Raw genomic sequence first — 16,186 nt, 5'->3', positions numbered from 1 at the left:
AAATGACGCAGCCAATTCTTTCAGTTCAAAATCTGCATGTTACTTTTTCGACATACGGCGGCACCGTAAAAGCCGTCAGAGGCGTCGGCTTTGATTTATATAAAGGTGAAACGTTTGCGATCGTCGGTGAATCGGGCTGCGGAAAAAGCGTGACGTCACAAGCCGTGATGGGTCTTCTTCCGAAACATTCGGCAAAGATTGAATCCGGAAGCATACAATTTAAACAGAAAGACCTTTGCCAAATGACGGAGCGGGAAATCCGGGCAATTCGGGGGCGCGACATTTCTATGATTTTTCAGGACCCGATGACGGCGCTCAATCCGACGTTGACCATAGGGGATCAGCTTTCGGAAGCGCTGTTGGAACACCGCGCCATGACGAGAAAAAAAGCTGAATCCGAGGTTCTCGCTATGCTGGATCTGGTCGGAATCCCTGACTCGAAATCCCGCCTGAAGCAGTATCCTCACCAATTAAGCGGGGGCATGCGGCAGCGGATCGTGATCGCGATGGCGCTGATCTGTGAGCCGGAAATCATGATCGCCGATGAACCGACAACGGCTCTTGATGTGACGATTCAAGCGCAAATCCTTGAATTATTTAAGAAGATTCAAAGAAAAACAGGCGTATCTATTATTCTGATCACGCATGACCTCGGTGTTGTCGCTCAAACCGCTGACAGGGTGGCCGTCATGTATGCGGGAAAAATCGCCGAAATCGGCACGAGGCATGATATTTTTTACCGGCCGGCTCATCCCTACACAAAGGGGCTGCTCCGCTCAGTGCCGCGGCTGGATATGGAGGACAGTGAGCTTTCGCCGATTGACGGGACTCCGCCTGATTTATTCGATCCGCCGCCGGGCTGTCCGTTTGCCGCCCGCTGTCCGGACAGGATGATCGTCTGTGAAAAGGTATATCCGGAAACAACCGTGAAATCCAAAAGCCATTTCGTCAACTGCTGGCTTCAGGATCACCGTGCCGAGCGGCTGAAGCACAAACAGCTGACGGCAGCAGAGGAAAAAGGGGGATTCAAATGAAAAAGAGATGGGCGATCGGAGTGATTGCTGTTGTTTCGTTTGCTTTGATGGGCTGTACGGCCAATGAGCAGGCGGGGACAGAACCCGGCAAAGCAAAAGAACAGGGGGGCGAAACGGTGCTCCGGCTCAATAACGAAAATGAGCCGACCTCACTTGATCCGCCGATCGGATTTAATAATGTTTCCTGGCAGCCGCTCAATAACATCATGGAAGGCTTAACGAGGCTTGGAAAAGATAATAAGCCCGAACCGGCCATGGCGGAAAGCTGGAAGGTGTCCGCTGATAAGCTGACATATACCTTCAATATCCGTGATAATGCCAAATGGACAAATGGCGATCCCGTCACGGCGGATGACTTCGTCTACGCCTGGAAACGGATGCTTGATCCGAAAACGGGCGCATCTTCCGCATTTCTCGGCTACATGATCAAGGGCGGAGAAGAATTTAACAGCGGAAAAGGCAAAAAAGAAGACGTGAAAGTTGAGGCAAAAGATAAAAAAACACTGGTCGTCACATTGGCGGCACCGCAGGATTATTTTCTGAGCGTCGTATCCAATCCGGCGTATTTCCCGATTAATGAAAGGGCAGCCAAGGCTGATCCGAAATGGTTCACTGAAGCGAAAACCTTTGTCGGCAACGGACCGTTCAAGCTGACGGAATGGAAGCATGATGACAGCATGACGATGGTCAAAAACGAGACGTACTGGGATAAAAAGACGGTGAAACTGGATCAAGTCACATGGGCGATGGTCAGTGACCGGAATACAGACTATCAAATGTTCCAGTCGGGGGATTTGGATACCGCTTTCGTGCCGGCAGAACTGAGTGAGCAGCTGATGGGCGGAAAAAACGTCCGCACGTGGGATCAGGCCGGACTTTATTTCTATCGCTTTAACGTAAAAATGGAGCCGTTCCAAAATGAAAAGATCAGAAAAGCGTTTGCTGCAGCAATTGATCAAAAAGAAATCACGGATTATGTGACCAAAAACAGGGAAAAGCCGGCGCATGCTTTCGTATCTCCGGGATTTACGCAGCCTGACGGGAAAGATTTCCGCGAAGCGGGCGGCAGTTTATTAACCCCGAATGAATCAGAAGCCAAAAAACTGCTGGAAAAGGGCATGGCAGAAGAGCATTATGACAAGCTGCCTGAAGTCACACTGACATACAGCACAAAACCGGAGCATAAGAAAATAGCGGAAGCGATACAGCAGAAGCTCAAAAGTGTGCTCGGTATAGACATTAAGCTCGCCAATATGGAATGGAACGTCTTTTTAGAGGAGCAGAAAGGACTGAAGTTCCAGTTCTCTCAAAGCTCATTTTTACCGGATTACGCAGATCCGATCAGTTTTCTTGAAGCTTTCCAGACGGGGAATTCCATGAACCGCACAGGCTGGGGCAGCGCGGATTACGACGAATATATCAAACAGGCAAAACAGGAAGCCGATGCAAAAAAACGTTTTGCGCTCATGCATAAAGCGGAAAAGCTGCTCATGAACGAGGCACCGATCATTCCGATTTATTTTTACAATCAGGTGCATCTGCAGAACAGCGGTGTGAAAGGCATTGTCCGGCATCCCGTCGGTTACATTGATCTGAAATGGGCGGAAAAGTCCTGATATCACAACGGAAACAAATACCGCTGTGTTTCACTTTTCAATCCATGGAAAAGGAGATTGAAAAAGCCATGAACCATAAACCGAAAGCACTGCAAAAAGGCGACACGGTCGGTGTGATTGCCCCTGCGAGCCCGCCTGAGAGCAGGACGCTGCAAACCGCGCTGCTTTTTTTAGAAGATGAGCTTGGTCTTCAAGTGAAACTCGGCCGGGCGCTGAAAGCCCGTCACGGCTATTTGGCGGGAGAGGACCGCGCGCGTCTCGATGATCTTCATGACATGTTTAGCGATCAGAAAGTCAAAGCAGTGATATGCGCGTGCGGAGGATTCGGCACGGGCCGCATTGCCGCTGATATGGACTTCGGCTTAATCCGCCGCAATCCGAAAATTTTCTGGGGATACAGCGATATTACGTTTTTACATACCGCCATTCATCAAAATACGGGACTCGTCACATTTCACGGCCCGATGCTGAGTACGGATGTCGGGCTTGATGATGCTGATCCGCTGACAAAGGCGTCATATCACCAGCTTTTCGCAGAAAAGGAATTCACCTATACGGAGGACATTTCCCCATTAGAGGTGCTGACAGACGGAAGAGCCGAGGGAGAGCTTGCGGGCGGCAATCTGTCCCTCATTACATCGACACTCGGCACGCCGTTTGAAATTGATACAAAAAACAAATTGCTGTTTATCGAGGATATTGATGAGGAGCCGTATCAAATCGACAGAATGCTGAATCAATTAAAAATGGCCGGAAAACTGTCAGACGCGGCAGGAATTCTGGTCTGTGATTTTCACCAATGCGAACCGAAGAATAAAGAAAAGTCTCTTACTTTAGAGCAAGTGCTGAACGATTACATTGTCAAATCAGGAAAGCCTGCGCTTAAAGGCTTTAAAATCGGTCATTGTTCACCGAGCTTCGCCGTTCCGATCGGAGCCCGCGCGGTTATGGATACGGCGGCCAAAGCGGTAACGATTGAATCGGGGGTTTCCGGAAGGGAGTGATCAGGCGTGAGGATAACAGATATTCAAACGGGGCGGATATCCGTCCCGCTGAAAAAGCCGTTTAAGACCGCTTTGCGCACGGTTTACCATGCTGAATCTGTCATTGTGAAGCTCACATTTGACAACGGTCTGACCGGCTGGGGCGAGGCACCGCCGACGGTTGTGATTACAGGCGACAGCGCGGCCGGTATTGAAAGCGCCGTCTGCGATGTGCTGAAGCCCGCTCTCTTGGGGCGGAGCCTATCCAGCATGGAAGCTGTGCTGTATGATATCAGCCGGCTGTTGGAAAGAAATCAAAGCGCCAAAGCCGCTGTAGATATGGCTGTATATGACGGATGGGCGCAAATGCATGGGCAGCCGCTTTACCGGCTGCTCGGCGGCTACCGGAATACACTGGAAACGGATTTTACCGTCAGCGTCAATTCTCCAGAGGAGATGGCGGGGGACGCAGATTATTATGTAAATAAAGGGTTTCGTATTTTAAAAATAAAAGTCGGCATAGGTGACATATCAGACGATGTGGCGCGGATTCAGGCGGTCAGATCACGTGTCGGCGCAAACGTCAAACTGAGACTGGACGCGAATCAAGGCTGGACGCCGAAAGAAGCCGTGGCCGCGATCCGAAAGATGGAAGACGCCGGACTCGGCATTGAGCTGGTCGAACAGCCTGTTCACAAAGACGATATCGGCGGGCTGAAACAGGTCACTGATGCCGTAGACACGCCGATTATGGCGGATGAGAGCGTGTTTACGCCCCGTCAGGCCTTTTGCGTGCTGCAGACAAGAAGCGCCGATTTAATCAATATTAAGCTGATGAAAGCGGGCGGCATCAAGCAGGCGGAAACAATCAATGCGATGGCGGAAACGTGCGGGGTGGAATGCATGGTCGGCAGCATGATTGAGACCAAGCTCGGCATCACCGCCGCAGCCCATTTTGCAGCGGGCAAACGCAATGTGACAAAGTTTGATTTTGATGCGCCGCTTATGCTGAAAAATGATCTCATTAAAGGCGGCATCATATACAGCGGCAGCCAGATTACGATCCCCGATGAACCGGGTCTCGGCATTACCGGTGTGTCGAAACAAGAGGAGGCGAAACAATGAGGGCAGCCGTAACAGCGGCGGCAGCCAACATATGGACGCTGCCGTCATCTCCCCGTTCGCATGATGCGCCGATGCTCGAAAACCCGCCCAAGATCAGAAAATGGCTGGCGGCTATGGGATATGAAGAGCGGCTCCGATTATGCACGGACAATCTTGTCCAAACGCAAGTGCTTTTCGGGGAAGAGGTGATCATTCTCAAAGAAGAAGGAGAATGGGCTTTTGTTGCCGTTCCCGGTCAGCCTTCAAAAAAGGACGCGTGCGGATATCCGGGCTGGATGAAGAAAAGCCAGCTTTCAGCATCCGGCTTTCAAACATCTTCTCCCGCCGTCTGGATTACCAAACCGACAGCTTTTTTATATCACACAAACGGCGAACCGGACTTGGAAGTGAGTTTCTTAACGCGTCTTCCGGCATCAGGACGTGAAAAAGGCTTTTTTCGTGTGATGACGCCGCTCGGGGAACGGCTCATAAATGAAGCTGACGCAGACGAATTTCGGCATACAGAAGGGCGGGCCGCAGATGTCATCGAAACGGCAATGATGTTTCTTGGACTTCCGTATTTATGGGGAGGACTGAGCGGTTTTGGGTTTGATTGCTCCGGATTGATGTATTCGGTATTTAAAGCAAACGGCTATACCCTTCCCCGAGATGCCCGGGACCAGGCAAAAGCGGGACGCGGCGCAGAAGTAAACGATATCCGGCCGGCTGACCTTTTGTTTTTCGCCTATGAAGAAGGAAAAGGCGCGATTCACCATGTCGGTTTGGCGCTTGGAGACGGCAGGATGCTGCACTCCCCGAAAACGGGAAAAGCCATTGAAGTGCTGCGTTTGAAAGGAACCGTCTATGAAAAAGAATTATGCACCGTACGCCGCTGTATAAGCGAAAAGGGGGAATGAATATGACGGCATCTCCGCTCCTTGAAGTCAGTGGGCTGAAAATGCATTTTGACGCCGGAAGAAAGAAAGCCGTCAAAGCAGTCGACGGTGTCAGTTTTCACATTCAAAGAGGGGAAACATTCGGACTCGTCGGAGAATCGGGTTGCGGTAAATCGACGCTCGGAAGAGTTATTCTCCGTCTGTATGACCCGACTGCCGGTTCGGTATTATATGAAGGGACGGACATACACCGTGCCGCGGCAGAACAGCGGTCCGTCCTCTTCCGTAAGCTGCAGATGATTTTCCAAGACCCGTACGCCTCGTTAAATCCGCGTTTGACCGTACGTGAAATTATTATGGAGCCGATGGAAATCCATAATCTTTACAATACCCGTAAAGCCCGGCTGATGATGGCCGATGAACTGCTTGAATCTGTCGGGCTTCATCCGGATTTCGGCAGCCGGTATCCCCACGAATTCAGCGGCGGACAGAGGCAGAGAATCGGGATTGCCAGAGCGCTTTCTCTGCACCCCGAGTTTATTGTGGCGGATGAGCCGATTTCCGCGCTTGATGTGTCCGTGCAGGCCCAGGTCGTCAACCTTTTAAAAAGGCTTCAGAAAGAGAAAGGGCTGACATTTTTATTTATAGCCCACGATTTATCAATGGTTAAGCACATCAGCGACCGGATCGGCGTGATGTATCTGGGGCGCATGATGGAAATCACTGAAAGCGCTGCGCTTTATAAGGAACCGCTTCACCCTTACACGAAGGCGCTTTTATCCTCAATCCCGATTCCTGATCCGCTTCTTGAGGACAAGCGTGAACGGATTATTCTGAAAGGGGAGCTGCCGAGTCCCCTTAACCCGCCGAGCGGCTGTGTGTTCAGGACGCGATGTCCTGAAGCAATGGAGATCTGCGGCAGAATAACGCCTGAGCTTGAGGAAGTGAAGACAGGGCGTTTTGTCGCCTGCCACTTATACAAAAAAGAAAGCTGACCTTATGCCGTCAGCTTTCTTTTTGATTAAACCTGATGGAGAAATGACACGCAGACCGGATACGGAACCGGTACGTCGGATTGAAGCAGAGTCAGTCCGCCCGTTTCGGAGTCGCGTTCAAACAAAACCAGATTTCCCGTTTCTTCATTTGACGCGACAAGGAATGTTTCGGACGGATCAAACGCGAAATCACGCGGCCAGTTTCCTTCTGTCGGCACCCATTCAAGAAGAGACAATTCACCGGAATACTGGTTGATCTTAAAGATGGCGATGCTGTCATGTCCGCGGTTGGCGGCATAAAGAAATCTGCCGTCTTTAGATATGCGGATCGCGCTGCCCTGCGATTTGTCCGTAAATCCTTCAGGCAAAGCGGAAATGACCTGCAGCTCTCTGAATTCACCTAAGGTCGGGTTGTATTCAAGCACAATGACTTCATTGCTGATTTCCGTCATGACATAGGCGTATTTCTCCGCCGGATGGAAAACGATGTGGCGCGGCCCTGAACCGGGTGCGAAAGAATGGGTTTTCACCTCAGTGAGCGCACCGTTTTTCATTTGGTACGTATACAGCGTATCCGTCCCTAAATCGAGGGCTGCAATGTAGTTATGCTCAGGTGTATAGCCCGCGAAATGGGCATGCGGTTTCTCTTGTCTTTCATGAGGGCCAGTCCCCGTATGAGCGGCTTCGGCTGCCGGCTCCCGCAGGCTTCCGTCCTCATTGACCGGAAAGGCGTGCACTTTTCCGCTGTGATAATTCGCGGTTAAAACATATTCATGTTTCTCATCAATGCTGACGTGGCACGGTGACGGGCCTTCAATCAGCTGATGGTTCACAAAAGTTAATTCCCCGCTGTTCTGATGAATCTGATAGGCTGCCACGCCGCCTTTACCGTCTGTTTTTTCAATGGAATACAGCATGCTGTTATCAGAGTTCGGTGTGACGTACGTCGGGTTGCCGAGCTTTGCAGCCAGCTTCGGCCGGCTGAGCCGTTTCGCTTCTGTATCAAGTTCAAAACAATAAATACCTTCGCTTCCGCCTTTTGTATATGTTCCCGCATATCCTATGTACTTAGCCATTCGGTTTCCCCCTTTAAGTCTTGTCTTCTCTATATTAACGTATCTTGAAGGAAACTGCCTTGTAAATGTTTAAGATGTTCTGACAAGCGGAAGGGTGCAGCAGCGGAAGGAACCGCCTGATTTAATAATTTCGGAAAACTCGGTTTCAATGACATTATATCCTCTTTTTCTAAGCTCGCGGTTCGTATGACGGTGCTGGGGCAGGCTGATAATTGTCTGATTCCCGATGGACAGGATATTCGGGCCGAGCGTAAATTGCTCTTCTTCAGGCACTTCTATCAGCTCAAAACGTTCGGCGAGAAGATCAATTTCTTTTTGCCCCAAGCCATTTTTGCAGTATAGCGCCTCCGTTTCCGAGATCATATTAAATACACAGTCCAAATGTAAGAAATCCTCCTTGAGAGGGATCGGCACAACGGTCATCTCCGGCAGCGCTTCCTGCAGCTCCCGGACAGCCGTTTTATCCGTGCGCTCGCTCAGCCCGGCATAAACGGTGCCGTCTGCGATCATGACGTCGCCGCCTTCAATGTTCGCTTTTCTGAGCCGCGTATAAGGGATGTTCTCCTCGTCAAGCAGGTTTTGAAAGACTTTTTCTTCTCCCTGCCTGACTGAAGCCGCCATGCTTGAAATAAACGCCGTCTCTCCTAAGACAAATCCGATATCCCGGGTGAATATCTGCTCGGGCAAACCGGGATCGGCGGGAAGCAGGGCGACTTCAATCTGATGGGATTTTAAAATGTCAATAAATGCATCATGCTGTTTGAGGGCGGCGGGGATGTCAATATTTTCTTGTTTGAAATGTTTTTGTGTTCCGTTAATAATATCTTTGATGGCCATGTGTTCCGGCCGGCATAAGATAACGGTCTTCAAAGCATCATATTCACTTCGGCATGCCGGTTTCTGTGTGGATTTGGGAATGGATACGTCCATGTGACAGCCTCCTATCAGTAATCAATGTGCGTTTATTATTCCCGGATGCGATGAATAATGAAACATTTCTGATAGAATATCTAACCAACTTAACATTTAAAATTTTAGACAAAATGGTCAAATTATTGTTTAATAAGGTACAGATGCAGTACGACCAGACACAAAGGGGAGTTTAAATCATATGAAGTTGCCAGAATCAAGGTTTTGCAAAGAAACAAGGGTTGTCAAGACAAGCAGGGTTTTTCCGCTCGATACGAATAATCACAATACACTGTTTGGCGGAAAGCTGATGAGCTACATAGATGACATCGCCTCAATTTCCGCGGCCCGTCACTGCCGATGTGAAACAGTCACGGCCTCAATGGACTCTGTAGATTTTTTGCGCCCTATCGGCCAACAGGATTCCGTATGTCTTGAATCCTACGTCACATGGGTCGGCACATCGTCTATGGAGGTGTTTGTCAAAGTCATTAAAGAGCATCTGATGACGGGTGAACGCGAGCTTGCGGCAACGTCGTTTCTGACATTTGTCGCGCTCGATTCAAACGGGAAATCGGTGCCCGTTCCGCGAATCGTGCCGGAAACCGAGGAAGAAATCATGCTTCACAAGACGGCCGTTCAGCGCGCCGGAGAACGAAAAAACCGCTTAAAACACAGCAAGGCCCTGGCTGAGGCGCTCGGAACAGATAAGCCTTGGTAATCAATCGCCAAACCGCTTTTTTTTAAAAGCGGTTTTTTTACGCTGAAAAAGGACTTTTCCCGCCGGATCCATAATCTATTACAGGGAAAGGAGCGTGGCGTGTATGATGAAACATAAATCTTCCGGCACCATCCTGACAACCGGGCGTATCCGCCTGCGGACCATGCGGGATGACGATGAAGAAAATTTGTACGGGCTGTTTACCGACAAAGAGGTCATGAAATATTATCCTTCTCTTAAAAGCAGGCGTGAAACAAAGGAATGGATCGCCTGGAACAAACGGCTGGCCAAAGGATACGGCGTCAGTCTTTGGATCGCAGAGGATAAAGAGACGGGCGCATTTCTCGGTCAATGCGGAATCGTTCCGCAGACGGTAAACGGAAACACATTGATGGAAATCGGCTATATGGTTGCCCGCAGCCGTTGGGGATGCGGTTATGCGACAGAGGCTGCGAAAGCCTGTCTGAAGTATGGTTTTCACACGAAACAATACGGACGCATCGCGGCGCTGATTGACCTGGATAATCTTGCTTCCGTCCGCGTCGCGGAAAAAATCGGCATGGTGCCGGGCGAGACCGTTAACAAATGGGAAAGGCAGCTGACGGTTTTTGATATTACATCTGACATTGAACGTTTCAGCGAAGTGTAGTATGATACGAACAGACATGTTTTCTAGGGTTCCGCATGTTCATACATGGCCTGGTCCGAGAGAAAACACATATGCGGACATCTTCCCGCATATGCACACGGAGGGAAAAAAGCCCGGGAGAGTCAATCTCATGTGAGACGACTATCCGGGCTTTTTTGTATTGTCCGGAACAAGAAAGGGTGAAGAACATGAAATGGGGTTTAGTGGTCATAGCCGCCGTATTTGAAGTGGTATGGGTCACCGGACTGAAACATGCTGATTCGGCACTGGCGTGGAGCGCCACGATTACGGGAATCATCATCAGTTTTTATCTATTAATCAAGGCGACAGACAGCCTGCCCGTAGGAACGGTATATGCGGTCTTTACAGGGCTCGGAACAGCCGGCACCGTGCTCAGTGAAATTCTGCTTTTCAAAGAGCAGGCCGATCCGGTGAAAATCGTGCTGATCGGCGTTTTGCTGATCGGTGTTATCGGATTAAAGCTGGTGACGCAGGATAAGCCTGAGACGAAGGAGGAGAAGGCGTAATGCATTGGATCAGCCTGATAGCCGCGGGCCTTTGTGAAATGCTCGGGGTCATTTTGATGAATCAATTTCAAAAAGAAAAGAAAGTCAAATGGATTCTTTTCATTATCGCAGGCTTTGCGGCTTCTTTTTCCTTGCTTTCTTATGCGATGGAGACGATTGCGATGGGAACGGCCTATGCGATCTGGACCGGTATCGGCACGGCGGGCGGCGCTTTAGCCGGCATTCTTTTCTACGGCGAGCAGAAGGATGCGAAGCGCATCTTTTTCATTGCGCTTATTTTGTGCGCAGCCGCAGGGCTGAAAATTCTTTCGTAAATTGATTTTTATCAAATTTTCAGTATAATCTATAATAAGTTACGAATTATGAAGATACGAGGGATTAAAGCATATGAATTCATATATGACACAGCGGCTGAAAGAATACCGCGACGGGAATGAGGAAAAAGGGCGCCTGCTTGTCAGCTGCCCCGATCAGCCGGGAATTGTATCGGCTGTGTCCGCGTTTTTGTTTGACCACGGTGCAAATATTATTGAATCAAATCAATATACGACTGACCCTGAAGGCGGACGTTTTTTTCTCAGGATTGAATTCGACTGCAAGGGCATTCGTGAGAAAAAAGAGGATTTAAAGCAGGCGTTCGCTTCAATCGCCCAGACATTCGGCATGACATGGAGCCTCTCTCTGGCAAGTGAGCTGAAGCGCGTGGCGATCTTTGTATCCAAAGAGCTGCACTGCCTTCATGAACTCATTTGGGAGTGGCAAAGCGGCAATATGATGGCCGAAATTGCGGTCGTCATCAGCAACCATGAAGAGGCGAAAGAAGTGGTCGAGCCGCTGAATATTCCGTTCCATTACATGAAAGCTAACAAAGACATCCGCGCCGAAGTGGAGCGGCGCCAGCTTGAGCTGCTGGAGCGATATGAGATTGATGTGATCGTTCTTGCCCGCTACATGCAGATTTTGACGTCTGATTTTGTATCTGCCCATCCGAATCGGATTATTAATATCCACCATTCATTCCTGCCGGCCTTTATCGGCGCCAATCCGTATAAACGGGCTTATGAGCGCGGAGTGAAATTAATCGGGGCGACATCTCACTATGTGACGGACGATCTTGACGAAGGTCCGATTATTGAACAGGATATCGAACGCGTCGATCACAGAGATCACGCGGAGGATCTGAAGAATATCGGCAGAACCATTGAGCGCAGCGTGTTGGCGAGAGCCGTAAAATGGCACTTGGAAGACCGTGTCATCGTTCACGGAAACAAAACCATCGTATTTAATTAATGACGGTCCGCCGGGGAGGCGGGCTGTTTTTATGGATAAAAATGTCTTGACAAGAACCTTTTTTCTTTGCATAATATAAAAAAATCATTGAGCGTTGAAGAGGATCAGTACGCAGAAATTTCTGTGACAGAGAGCAAAATGGCCCGCTGAAACATTTTGCCGCATGAAACCTGCCGAACCTGCCTTGGAGTCCTGAGGGGAAAACTCAGGCGCGATAACCTGGCGTTACAGGAAAGCGGGACGCGTGCAAAACGCGTTCAAACAAGGTGGTACCACGGAAAGCCCATTTCGTCCTTATTTTTCAGGACGGAATGGGCTTTTTTTATTGAAGAAAGCCGGTTTGGATTGATTGCCACGGAGGAGAAACGATGAAAAAGCAAAGAATTGTTGTGAAAATCGGGAGCAGCTCGCTCACCAACAGTAACGGAAGCATTGATGAAACCAAAATCAAAGAGCATACGGAAGCCATTTCATTATTAAAAGAAGACGGGCATGAAGTCATTCTCATTACCTCAGGCGCTGTGGCCGCGGGTTTTTCCGCTCTCGGCTATCCGTCGCGCCCCGTTACGATAAAAGGAAAGCAGGCGGCTGCCGCGGTCGGCCAGACGCTTTTAATGCAGCAATACATGGACCATTTAAAAAGATACGGACTGACGCCGGCGCAAATTTTATTAACAAGAAATGATTTCTCAAAAAGAGAGCGGTACAGAAATGCGTACGCTACGGTAATGGAGCTGCTGGAGCGGGGAGTCGTGCCGATTATCAATGAAAATGATTCCACATCTGTTGAAGAGCTGACGTTCGGTGATAACGACATGCTGTCGGCGCTTGTGAGCGGTTTGATTCATGCAGACCAATTAGTGATTCTCACAGACATTAACGGCCTGTACGATGCCAATCCGAATGAAAACCCGGACGCAAAGCGGTTTGACTATCTGAATGACATCACACCTGAATTGCTCGGGTATGCCGGATCAACAGGCTCAAAGGTCGGCACCGGCGGCATGAAGTCAAAACTTCTCGCCGCCCAGACCGCATTGTCGCTCGGAGTGAAGGTGTTTATCGGCACCGGCTTCGGGCGGGAAAAACTGAGGGTGATTTTAGACGGAAAAGGTGACGGCACATATATCGGCGATAAAGAGCTGTCCTCAGTGAATAATACACGGCAATGGATCATGTTTCATTCTCCGATATCAGGGGAAATCATCATTGATGGGGGAGCGGAGCAGGCGATGATCCATAACGGGTCAAGTCTGCTCCCGGCCGGTGTCGCCGATGTCTGCGGCAGTTTTCCGAAAGGGGCTGTGGTGGAAGTCAGAGGGCCCGGCGGCATCATCGGAAAAGGCCAGACGCTTTACTCATCCGATGAGATTTTAGAAGCTAAAGGGAAGCGGAGCGATCAGCTTCCGGGCACGAAGCAGGTGGAAGTGATTCACAGAGATGATTGGGTGAATTTATTTGACGAGGGGGAAAACAAATGAGTGAAGTATTGCAAAAAGCAGCCTTGGCAAAAGAAGCCGCTGCCGAAATGGTCATGAAAACGACGGCTGAAAAAAACGAAGCGCTCCAATGTATCGCAGACGGACTCAGAAATGAACGGCAGCTGATTTTAACAGAGAATCAGAAAGACATTGAAGCAGGACAGAAAAGAGGATTGACAGCTGACATTATTGACAGGCTGACTCTTGATGAAAAACGCCTGCTCGATATAGCGGACGCTGTGGAACTGTTAATCGGTCTTGAAGATCCCGTCGGTGAATCATTGGAGACCATTCAAAAAGAGAATGGATTATTCATTGAAAAAATCCGTGTGCCCCTCGGAGTAGTGGGTATGATCTATGAAGCCAGACCGAATGTTACCGTAGATGCTGCTACACTCTGCCTGAAAACCGGAAACGCGGTTGTCCTCAGAGGAAGTTCTTCAGCCATCCACAGCAACATAGCGCTTGTCAGTGTGATGAAACGCGCACTCGGGCTGTCAAAGCTTCCGATTGATGCCATTCAGCTCATAGAAGATACAAGCAAAGAAACCGCGAAACAGCTCTTTACATTAAATGACGGTCTGGATGTATTGATCCCGCGCGGCGGCAAAAATTTAATTGATCTTGTGGTCAGGGAATCCACCGTACCCGTGTTAGAAACCGGAGCGGGAAACTGCCACGTGTACATAGATGAGTCAGCAGATCCAGATATGGCAAGAGAAGTCGTCATCAACGCCAAAACACAGCGTCCTTCCGTTTGCAATGCGATTGAATCTCTTTTGATTCATGAAAAATGGGCGGAAGAACACGGGCGAAAACTGTTGCGCCAGCTGACAGAAAAAGGGGTGGAGCTTCGCGGAGATCAGGTGATTTGCGGACTGGAGCCTGCAGCGAAACAAGCCGAAGAGGCCGATTGGGGAGCGGAATACCTGGCGCCGATTCTCAGTGTAAAAACGGTGCAGGACGTACAGGAGGCGGTCCGCCATATTCAGCAGTACGGCACAAACCATTCAGAAGCCATTCTGACGGAAAACGGCGAGCATGCCGCATACTTCCAGACGGCCGTAGACGCCGCTGCCGTGTATCATAATGCTTCAACCCGGTTTACAGACGGCTTTGAATTCGGATACGGAGCCGAAATCGGCATCAGCACGCAAAAGCTTCACGCGAGAGGGCCGATGGGGCTTCCGGCGTTAACCTCTACAAAAATCATCATCAAAGGAAACGGACAAATCCGAGTATAGTCTATTAAGCTTATCCTGAAAAAAAGGGTAGGCTTTTTTTTATACAGAAAGATTGACGAGTTAATTTGTATTGTGTAGAATTAAATTGCGCAAAATATAAAAGAGGTGAATTCACATGACAAAACCATTATTTACAGCAACAGTATCAGCCGCCGGCGGACGGGAGGGAAAAGTCACGTCTTCTGACGGTGTGCTGAATCTTGATGTTGCCATGCCGGGAACGCCAAGAGCGAAACGTCTCGAACACGCCACAAACCCTGAACAGCTGTTTGCTGCAGGGTACTCAGCCTGCTTTGACAGCGCCCTTCAGCTCGTAGCGAGAAAAGAGCGCCTGAGTATTGAAACAGAAGTCACTGCGCATGTCAGTCTGCTGAAAGATGAAGCAGATCAAGGATATAAACTCGGCGTTACGCTTGAGGTTAACGCATCCGGCATTGAGAAACAGGAGCTGGAAGCACTTATCCAAAAAGCGCACGGTGTCTGCCCGTATTCAAAAGCGACGGCGGGAAATATAGAAGTAAAGCTTCTGGCAGCAGAATAAAAATAAGGATGCCCATTCGGGGCATCCTTATTTTTCGCCGTGCAGCGTTCTTAAAACCTCATAAAGCGACTGCTTTACCTGCTTTAATTCCTCTTTTGACAGTCCCGTCTGTTCCAGCATGGCAATGGGAATATCCGCCGCCGTTTTCTGCATGGCCCATCCTTCATCTGTCAGCCTGATCGTTACGGAGCGCTCATCTTCAGGCGACCGCCTTCTTATAATGATTCCGCGCTGCTCCATCCGTTTCAGCATCGGTGTCAGCGTTCCTGAATCCAGGTGCAAAAGCTCACCCATCCGTTTTACATTCAGTTCTTCATGCTCCCATAATAAAAGAAGCGCCAAATATTGCGGATAGGTCACATTGAGCTTATCAAGCAGCGGCTTGTACCGTTTCGTCATTTCCCTTGAGCTTGCATACAGCAAAAAGCAAAGCTGATTCTCCAGTTTCATATGTTCAAATTCTTTTTCTGCCATAACTTCTTCACCAACTCTTTGTTTGTTAACGTTACCCCTATTGTAGCCGAAAAACGGCCCATTTCCTATTCTAATATGTTTAAAAATATGAGCATGGGTAATATAAACAATAAGTACAATGAGGAGGCTGATAATTATGGCATTATTTACTGCAAAAGCGACCGCAGTCGGCGGACGGTCAGGACATATTAAATCCGAAGACGGAGTGCTGGATTTTGACATCATCATGCCGAATGCAAAAAAAGACGGAGAAACGGGCACAAACCCTGAACAGCTTTTTGCGGCAGGATATGCTGCCTGCTTCGGGGGAGCGCTTGAGCTCGCTGCCAAAAAACAGAATATCGACCTGACTTCTGAAATTGAAGGGCAGGTCAGCCTTTTAAAAGATGAGAGTGACGGGGGATACAAAATTGGCGTAACGCTCGTCATTGATACAAAAGACCTTGATAAAGAAACGGCGGAGAAGCTTGTACAGGCCGCTCACGAGTTCTGCCCGTATTCAAAAGCAACAAGAGGAAATGTTGACGTAAAACTTGAACTCAAATAAATAAAGAACGAATATCCCGGATATATAAGATCCGGGATATTTTATTAACGAAACATCAGTAATGAACTCTTCTCTCCCGGAATAAGAATACGATATAGC

At 49.2% G+C, this 16,186-nt stretch carries 18 protein-coding genes, 1 riboswitch and 1 other annotated feature; of the genes, 15 read left to right on the top strand and 3 right to left on the bottom strand.

The genetic code is table 11. The annotated features are described in order from the left end of the window. The first annotated feature begins 2 nt into the window (after positions 1–2). From ACH32G_RS02825 to ACH32G_RS02800, 6 genes are read left to right on the top strand one after another with little or no spacing between them, the layout of a single operon-like run. Positions 3–1,034, top strand: coding sequence for an ABC transporter ATP-binding protein (locus ACH32G_RS02825; protein WP_264820021.1), 1,032 nt, complete (start codon positions 3–5; stop codon positions 1,032–1,034). Then, entirely contained in the window at positions 1,031–2,650 is a 1,620-nt protein-coding gene (locus ACH32G_RS02820) for a peptide ABC transporter substrate-binding protein (RefSeq protein WP_448813975.1), read from the top strand. The genes ACH32G_RS02825 and ACH32G_RS02820 overlap by 4 nt, the downstream gene beginning before the upstream one ends. Before the next feature lie 44 nt (positions 2,651–2,694). Continuing rightward, positions 2,695–3,654, top strand: coding sequence for a S66 peptidase family protein (locus ACH32G_RS02815; RefSeq protein ID WP_448814274.1), 960 nt, complete (start codon positions 2,695–2,697; stop codon positions 3,652–3,654). Between the two features lie 6 nt (positions 3,655–3,660). Beyond that, the gene (locus tag ACH32G_RS02810; protein ID WP_448813974.1) at positions 3,661–4,758 is read left to right on the top strand and encodes a mandelate racemase/muconate lactonizing enzyme family protein; all 1,098 of its coding nucleotides are present in this window, start codon (positions 3,661–3,663) and stop codon (positions 4,756–4,758) included. Continuing rightward, complete coding sequence (locus tag ACH32G_RS02805) at positions 4,755–5,654, top strand: C40 family peptidase (protein WP_448813973.1); 900 nt, start codon at positions 4,755–4,757, stop codon at positions 5,652–5,654. Before ACH32G_RS02810 ends, ACH32G_RS02805 begins: the two co-directional genes overlap by 4 nt. A gap of 2 nt (positions 5,655–5,656) precedes the next feature. Next, the gene (locus ACH32G_RS02800) at positions 5,657–6,628 is read left to right on the top strand and encodes an ABC transporter ATP-binding protein (protein ID WP_448813972.1); all 972 of its coding nucleotides are present in this window, start codon (positions 5,657–5,659) and stop codon (positions 6,626–6,628) included. 26 nt (positions 6,629–6,654) lie between these two features. Here ACH32G_RS02800 and ACH32G_RS02795 read toward each other — a convergent pair whose 3' ends face one another. Continuing rightward, on the bottom strand, positions 6,655–7,704 hold the full coding sequence (locus ACH32G_RS02795) for a lactonase family protein (RefSeq protein WP_448813971.1): 1,050 nt from the start codon (positions 7,702–7,704) through the stop codon (positions 6,655–6,657). 69 nt (positions 7,705–7,773) lie between these two features. Next, complete coding sequence (locus ACH32G_RS02790; protein ID WP_448813970.1) at positions 7,774–8,634, bottom strand: dimethylarginine dimethylaminohydrolase family protein; 861 nt, start codon at positions 8,632–8,634, stop codon at positions 7,774–7,776. Between the two features lie 181 nt (positions 8,635–8,815). Between ACH32G_RS02790 and ACH32G_RS02785 the strand changes: the two genes are divergently transcribed. The 8 genes from ACH32G_RS02785 (at position 8,816) to ACH32G_RS02750 (ending at position 15,066) form a co-directional block, all read left to right on the top strand. After that, positions 8,816–9,334: an acyl-CoA thioesterase gene (locus ACH32G_RS02785; protein WP_016936407.1), complete on the top strand. Its 519-nt coding sequence runs from the start codon at positions 8,816–8,818 to the stop codon at positions 9,332–9,334. A 103-nt stretch (positions 9,335–9,437) separates the two neighbouring features. Continuing rightward, complete coding sequence (locus ACH32G_RS02780; RefSeq protein ID WP_342007676.1) at positions 9,438–9,983, top strand: GNAT family N-acetyltransferase; 546 nt, start codon at positions 9,438–9,440, stop codon at positions 9,981–9,983. Between the two features lie 12 nt (positions 9,984–9,995). Continuing rightward, positions 9,996–10,105: riboswitch (guanidine-I (ykkC/yxkD leader) on the top strand. Positions 10,106–10,171: 66 nt separating this feature from the next. Further along, the gene (locus ACH32G_RS02775) at positions 10,172–10,510 is read left to right on the top strand and encodes a DMT family transporter (protein ID WP_029575216.1); all 339 of its coding nucleotides are present in this window, start codon (positions 10,172–10,174) and stop codon (positions 10,508–10,510) included. Beyond that, positions 10,510–10,824 (top strand): DMT family transporter, encoded by a 315-nt coding sequence (locus ACH32G_RS02770; protein ID WP_016936404.1) that lies wholly within the window; start codon positions 10,510–10,512, stop codon positions 10,822–10,824. The genes ACH32G_RS02775 and ACH32G_RS02770 overlap by 1 nt, the downstream gene beginning before the upstream one ends. A gap of 73 nt (positions 10,825–10,897) precedes the next feature. Further along, positions 10,898–11,800, top strand: coding sequence for a formyltetrahydrofolate deformylase (gene purU, locus ACH32G_RS02765; protein ID WP_016936403.1), 903 nt, complete (start codon positions 10,898–10,900; stop codon positions 11,798–11,800). Positions 11,801–11,885: 85 nt separating this feature from the next. Continuing rightward, positions 11,886–12,099: a binding site (T-box leader), on the top strand. Positions 12,100–12,168: 69 nt separating this feature from the next. After that, positions 12,169–13,281, top strand: coding sequence for a glutamate 5-kinase (gene proB / locus ACH32G_RS02760; protein WP_342007677.1), 1,113 nt, complete (start codon positions 12,169–12,171; stop codon positions 13,279–13,281). After that, positions 13,278–14,525, top strand: coding sequence for a glutamate-5-semialdehyde dehydrogenase (locus ACH32G_RS02755; RefSeq protein ID WP_016936401.1), 1,248 nt, complete (start codon positions 13,278–13,280; stop codon positions 14,523–14,525). The genes proB and ACH32G_RS02755 overlap by 4 nt, the downstream gene beginning before the upstream one ends. 115 nt (positions 14,526–14,640) lie before the next feature. Further along, positions 14,641–15,066, top strand: a complete 426-nt coding sequence (locus ACH32G_RS02750; protein WP_016936400.1) for an organic hydroperoxide resistance protein — start codon at positions 14,641–14,643, stop codon at positions 15,064–15,066. Between the two features lie 27 nt (positions 15,067–15,093). Here ACH32G_RS02750 and ACH32G_RS02745 read toward each other — a convergent pair whose 3' ends face one another. Then, complete coding sequence (locus tag ACH32G_RS02745) at positions 15,094–15,540, bottom strand: MarR family winged helix-turn-helix transcriptional regulator (RefSeq protein WP_045925688.1); 447 nt, start codon at positions 15,538–15,540, stop codon at positions 15,094–15,096. Positions 15,541–15,676: 136 nt separating this feature from the next. Between ACH32G_RS02745 and ACH32G_RS02740 the strand changes: the two genes are divergently transcribed. Then, a complete protein-coding gene (locus ACH32G_RS02740) occupies positions 15,677–16,087 on the top strand; it encodes an organic hydroperoxide resistance protein (protein WP_045925687.1) in 411 nt (136 codons plus the stop codon). Positions 16,088–16,186 lie beyond the last annotated feature (99 nt).

It is taken from the genome of Bacillus sp. CIS52 (assembly GCF_053545315.1).
Note: the sequence above shows the minus strand (reverse complement) of the source record. Positions and strands in the feature narration are given on the sequence as shown.

What these genes read in the sequence shown, in the direction of transcription:
- ACH32G_RS02820 (WP_448813975.1), top strand. Translation starts at nt 1,031, where the DNA reads ATGAAAAAGAGATGGGCGATCGGAGTGATTGCTGTTGTTTCGTTTGCT.
- proB (WP_342007677.1), top strand. Translation starts at nt 12,169, where the DNA reads ATGAAAAAGCAAAGAATTGTTGTGAAAATCGGGAGCAGCTCGCTCACC.
- ACH32G_RS02785 (WP_016936407.1), top strand. Translation starts at nt 8,816, where the DNA reads ATGAAGTTGCCAGAATCAAGGTTTTGCAAAGAAACAAGGGTTGTCAAG.
- ACH32G_RS02795 (WP_448813971.1), bottom strand. Translation starts at nt 7,704, where the DNA reads ATGGCTAAGTACATAGGATATGCGGGAACATATACAAAAGGCGGAAGC.
- ACH32G_RS02770 (WP_016936404.1), top strand. Translation starts at nt 10,510, where the DNA reads ATGCATTGGATCAGCCTGATAGCCGCGGGCCTTTGTGAAATGCTCGGG.
- ACH32G_RS02815 (WP_448814274.1), top strand. Translation starts at nt 2,695, where the DNA reads ATGGAAAAGGAGATTGAAAAAGCCATGAACCATAAACCGAAAGCACTG.
- ACH32G_RS02745 (WP_045925688.1), bottom strand. Translation starts at nt 15,540, where the DNA reads ATGGCAGAAAAAGAATTTGAACATATGAAACTGGAGAATCAGCTTTGC.
- ACH32G_RS02805 (WP_448813973.1), top strand. Translation starts at nt 4,755, where the DNA reads ATGAGGGCAGCCGTAACAGCGGCGGCAGCCAACATATGGACGCTGCCG.
- ACH32G_RS02800 (WP_448813972.1), top strand. Translation starts at nt 5,657, where the DNA reads ATGACGGCATCTCCGCTCCTTGAAGTCAGTGGGCTGAAAATGCATTTT.
- ACH32G_RS02740 (WP_045925687.1), top strand. Translation starts at nt 15,677, where the DNA reads ATGGCATTATTTACTGCAAAAGCGACCGCAGTCGGCGGACGGTCAGGA.
- ACH32G_RS02825 (WP_264820021.1), top strand. Translation starts at nt 3, where the DNA reads ATGACGCAGCCAATTCTTTCAGTTCAAAATCTGCATGTTACTTTTTCG.
- ACH32G_RS02750 (WP_016936400.1), top strand. Translation starts at nt 14,641, where the DNA reads ATGACAAAACCATTATTTACAGCAACAGTATCAGCCGCCGGCGGACGG.
- ACH32G_RS02755 (WP_016936401.1), top strand. Translation starts at nt 13,278, where the DNA reads ATGAGTGAAGTATTGCAAAAAGCAGCCTTGGCAAAAGAAGCCGCTGCC.
- ACH32G_RS02775 (WP_029575216.1), top strand. Translation starts at nt 10,172, where the DNA reads ATGAAATGGGGTTTAGTGGTCATAGCCGCCGTATTTGAAGTGGTATGG.
- ACH32G_RS02790 (WP_448813970.1), bottom strand. Translation starts at nt 8,634, where the DNA reads ATGGACGTATCCATTCCCAAATCCACACAGAAACCGGCATGCCGAAGT.
- ACH32G_RS02780 (WP_342007676.1), top strand. Translation starts at nt 9,438, where the DNA reads ATGATGAAACATAAATCTTCCGGCACCATCCTGACAACCGGGCGTATC.
- purU (WP_016936403.1), top strand. Translation starts at nt 10,898, where the DNA reads ATGAATTCATATATGACACAGCGGCTGAAAGAATACCGCGACGGGAAT.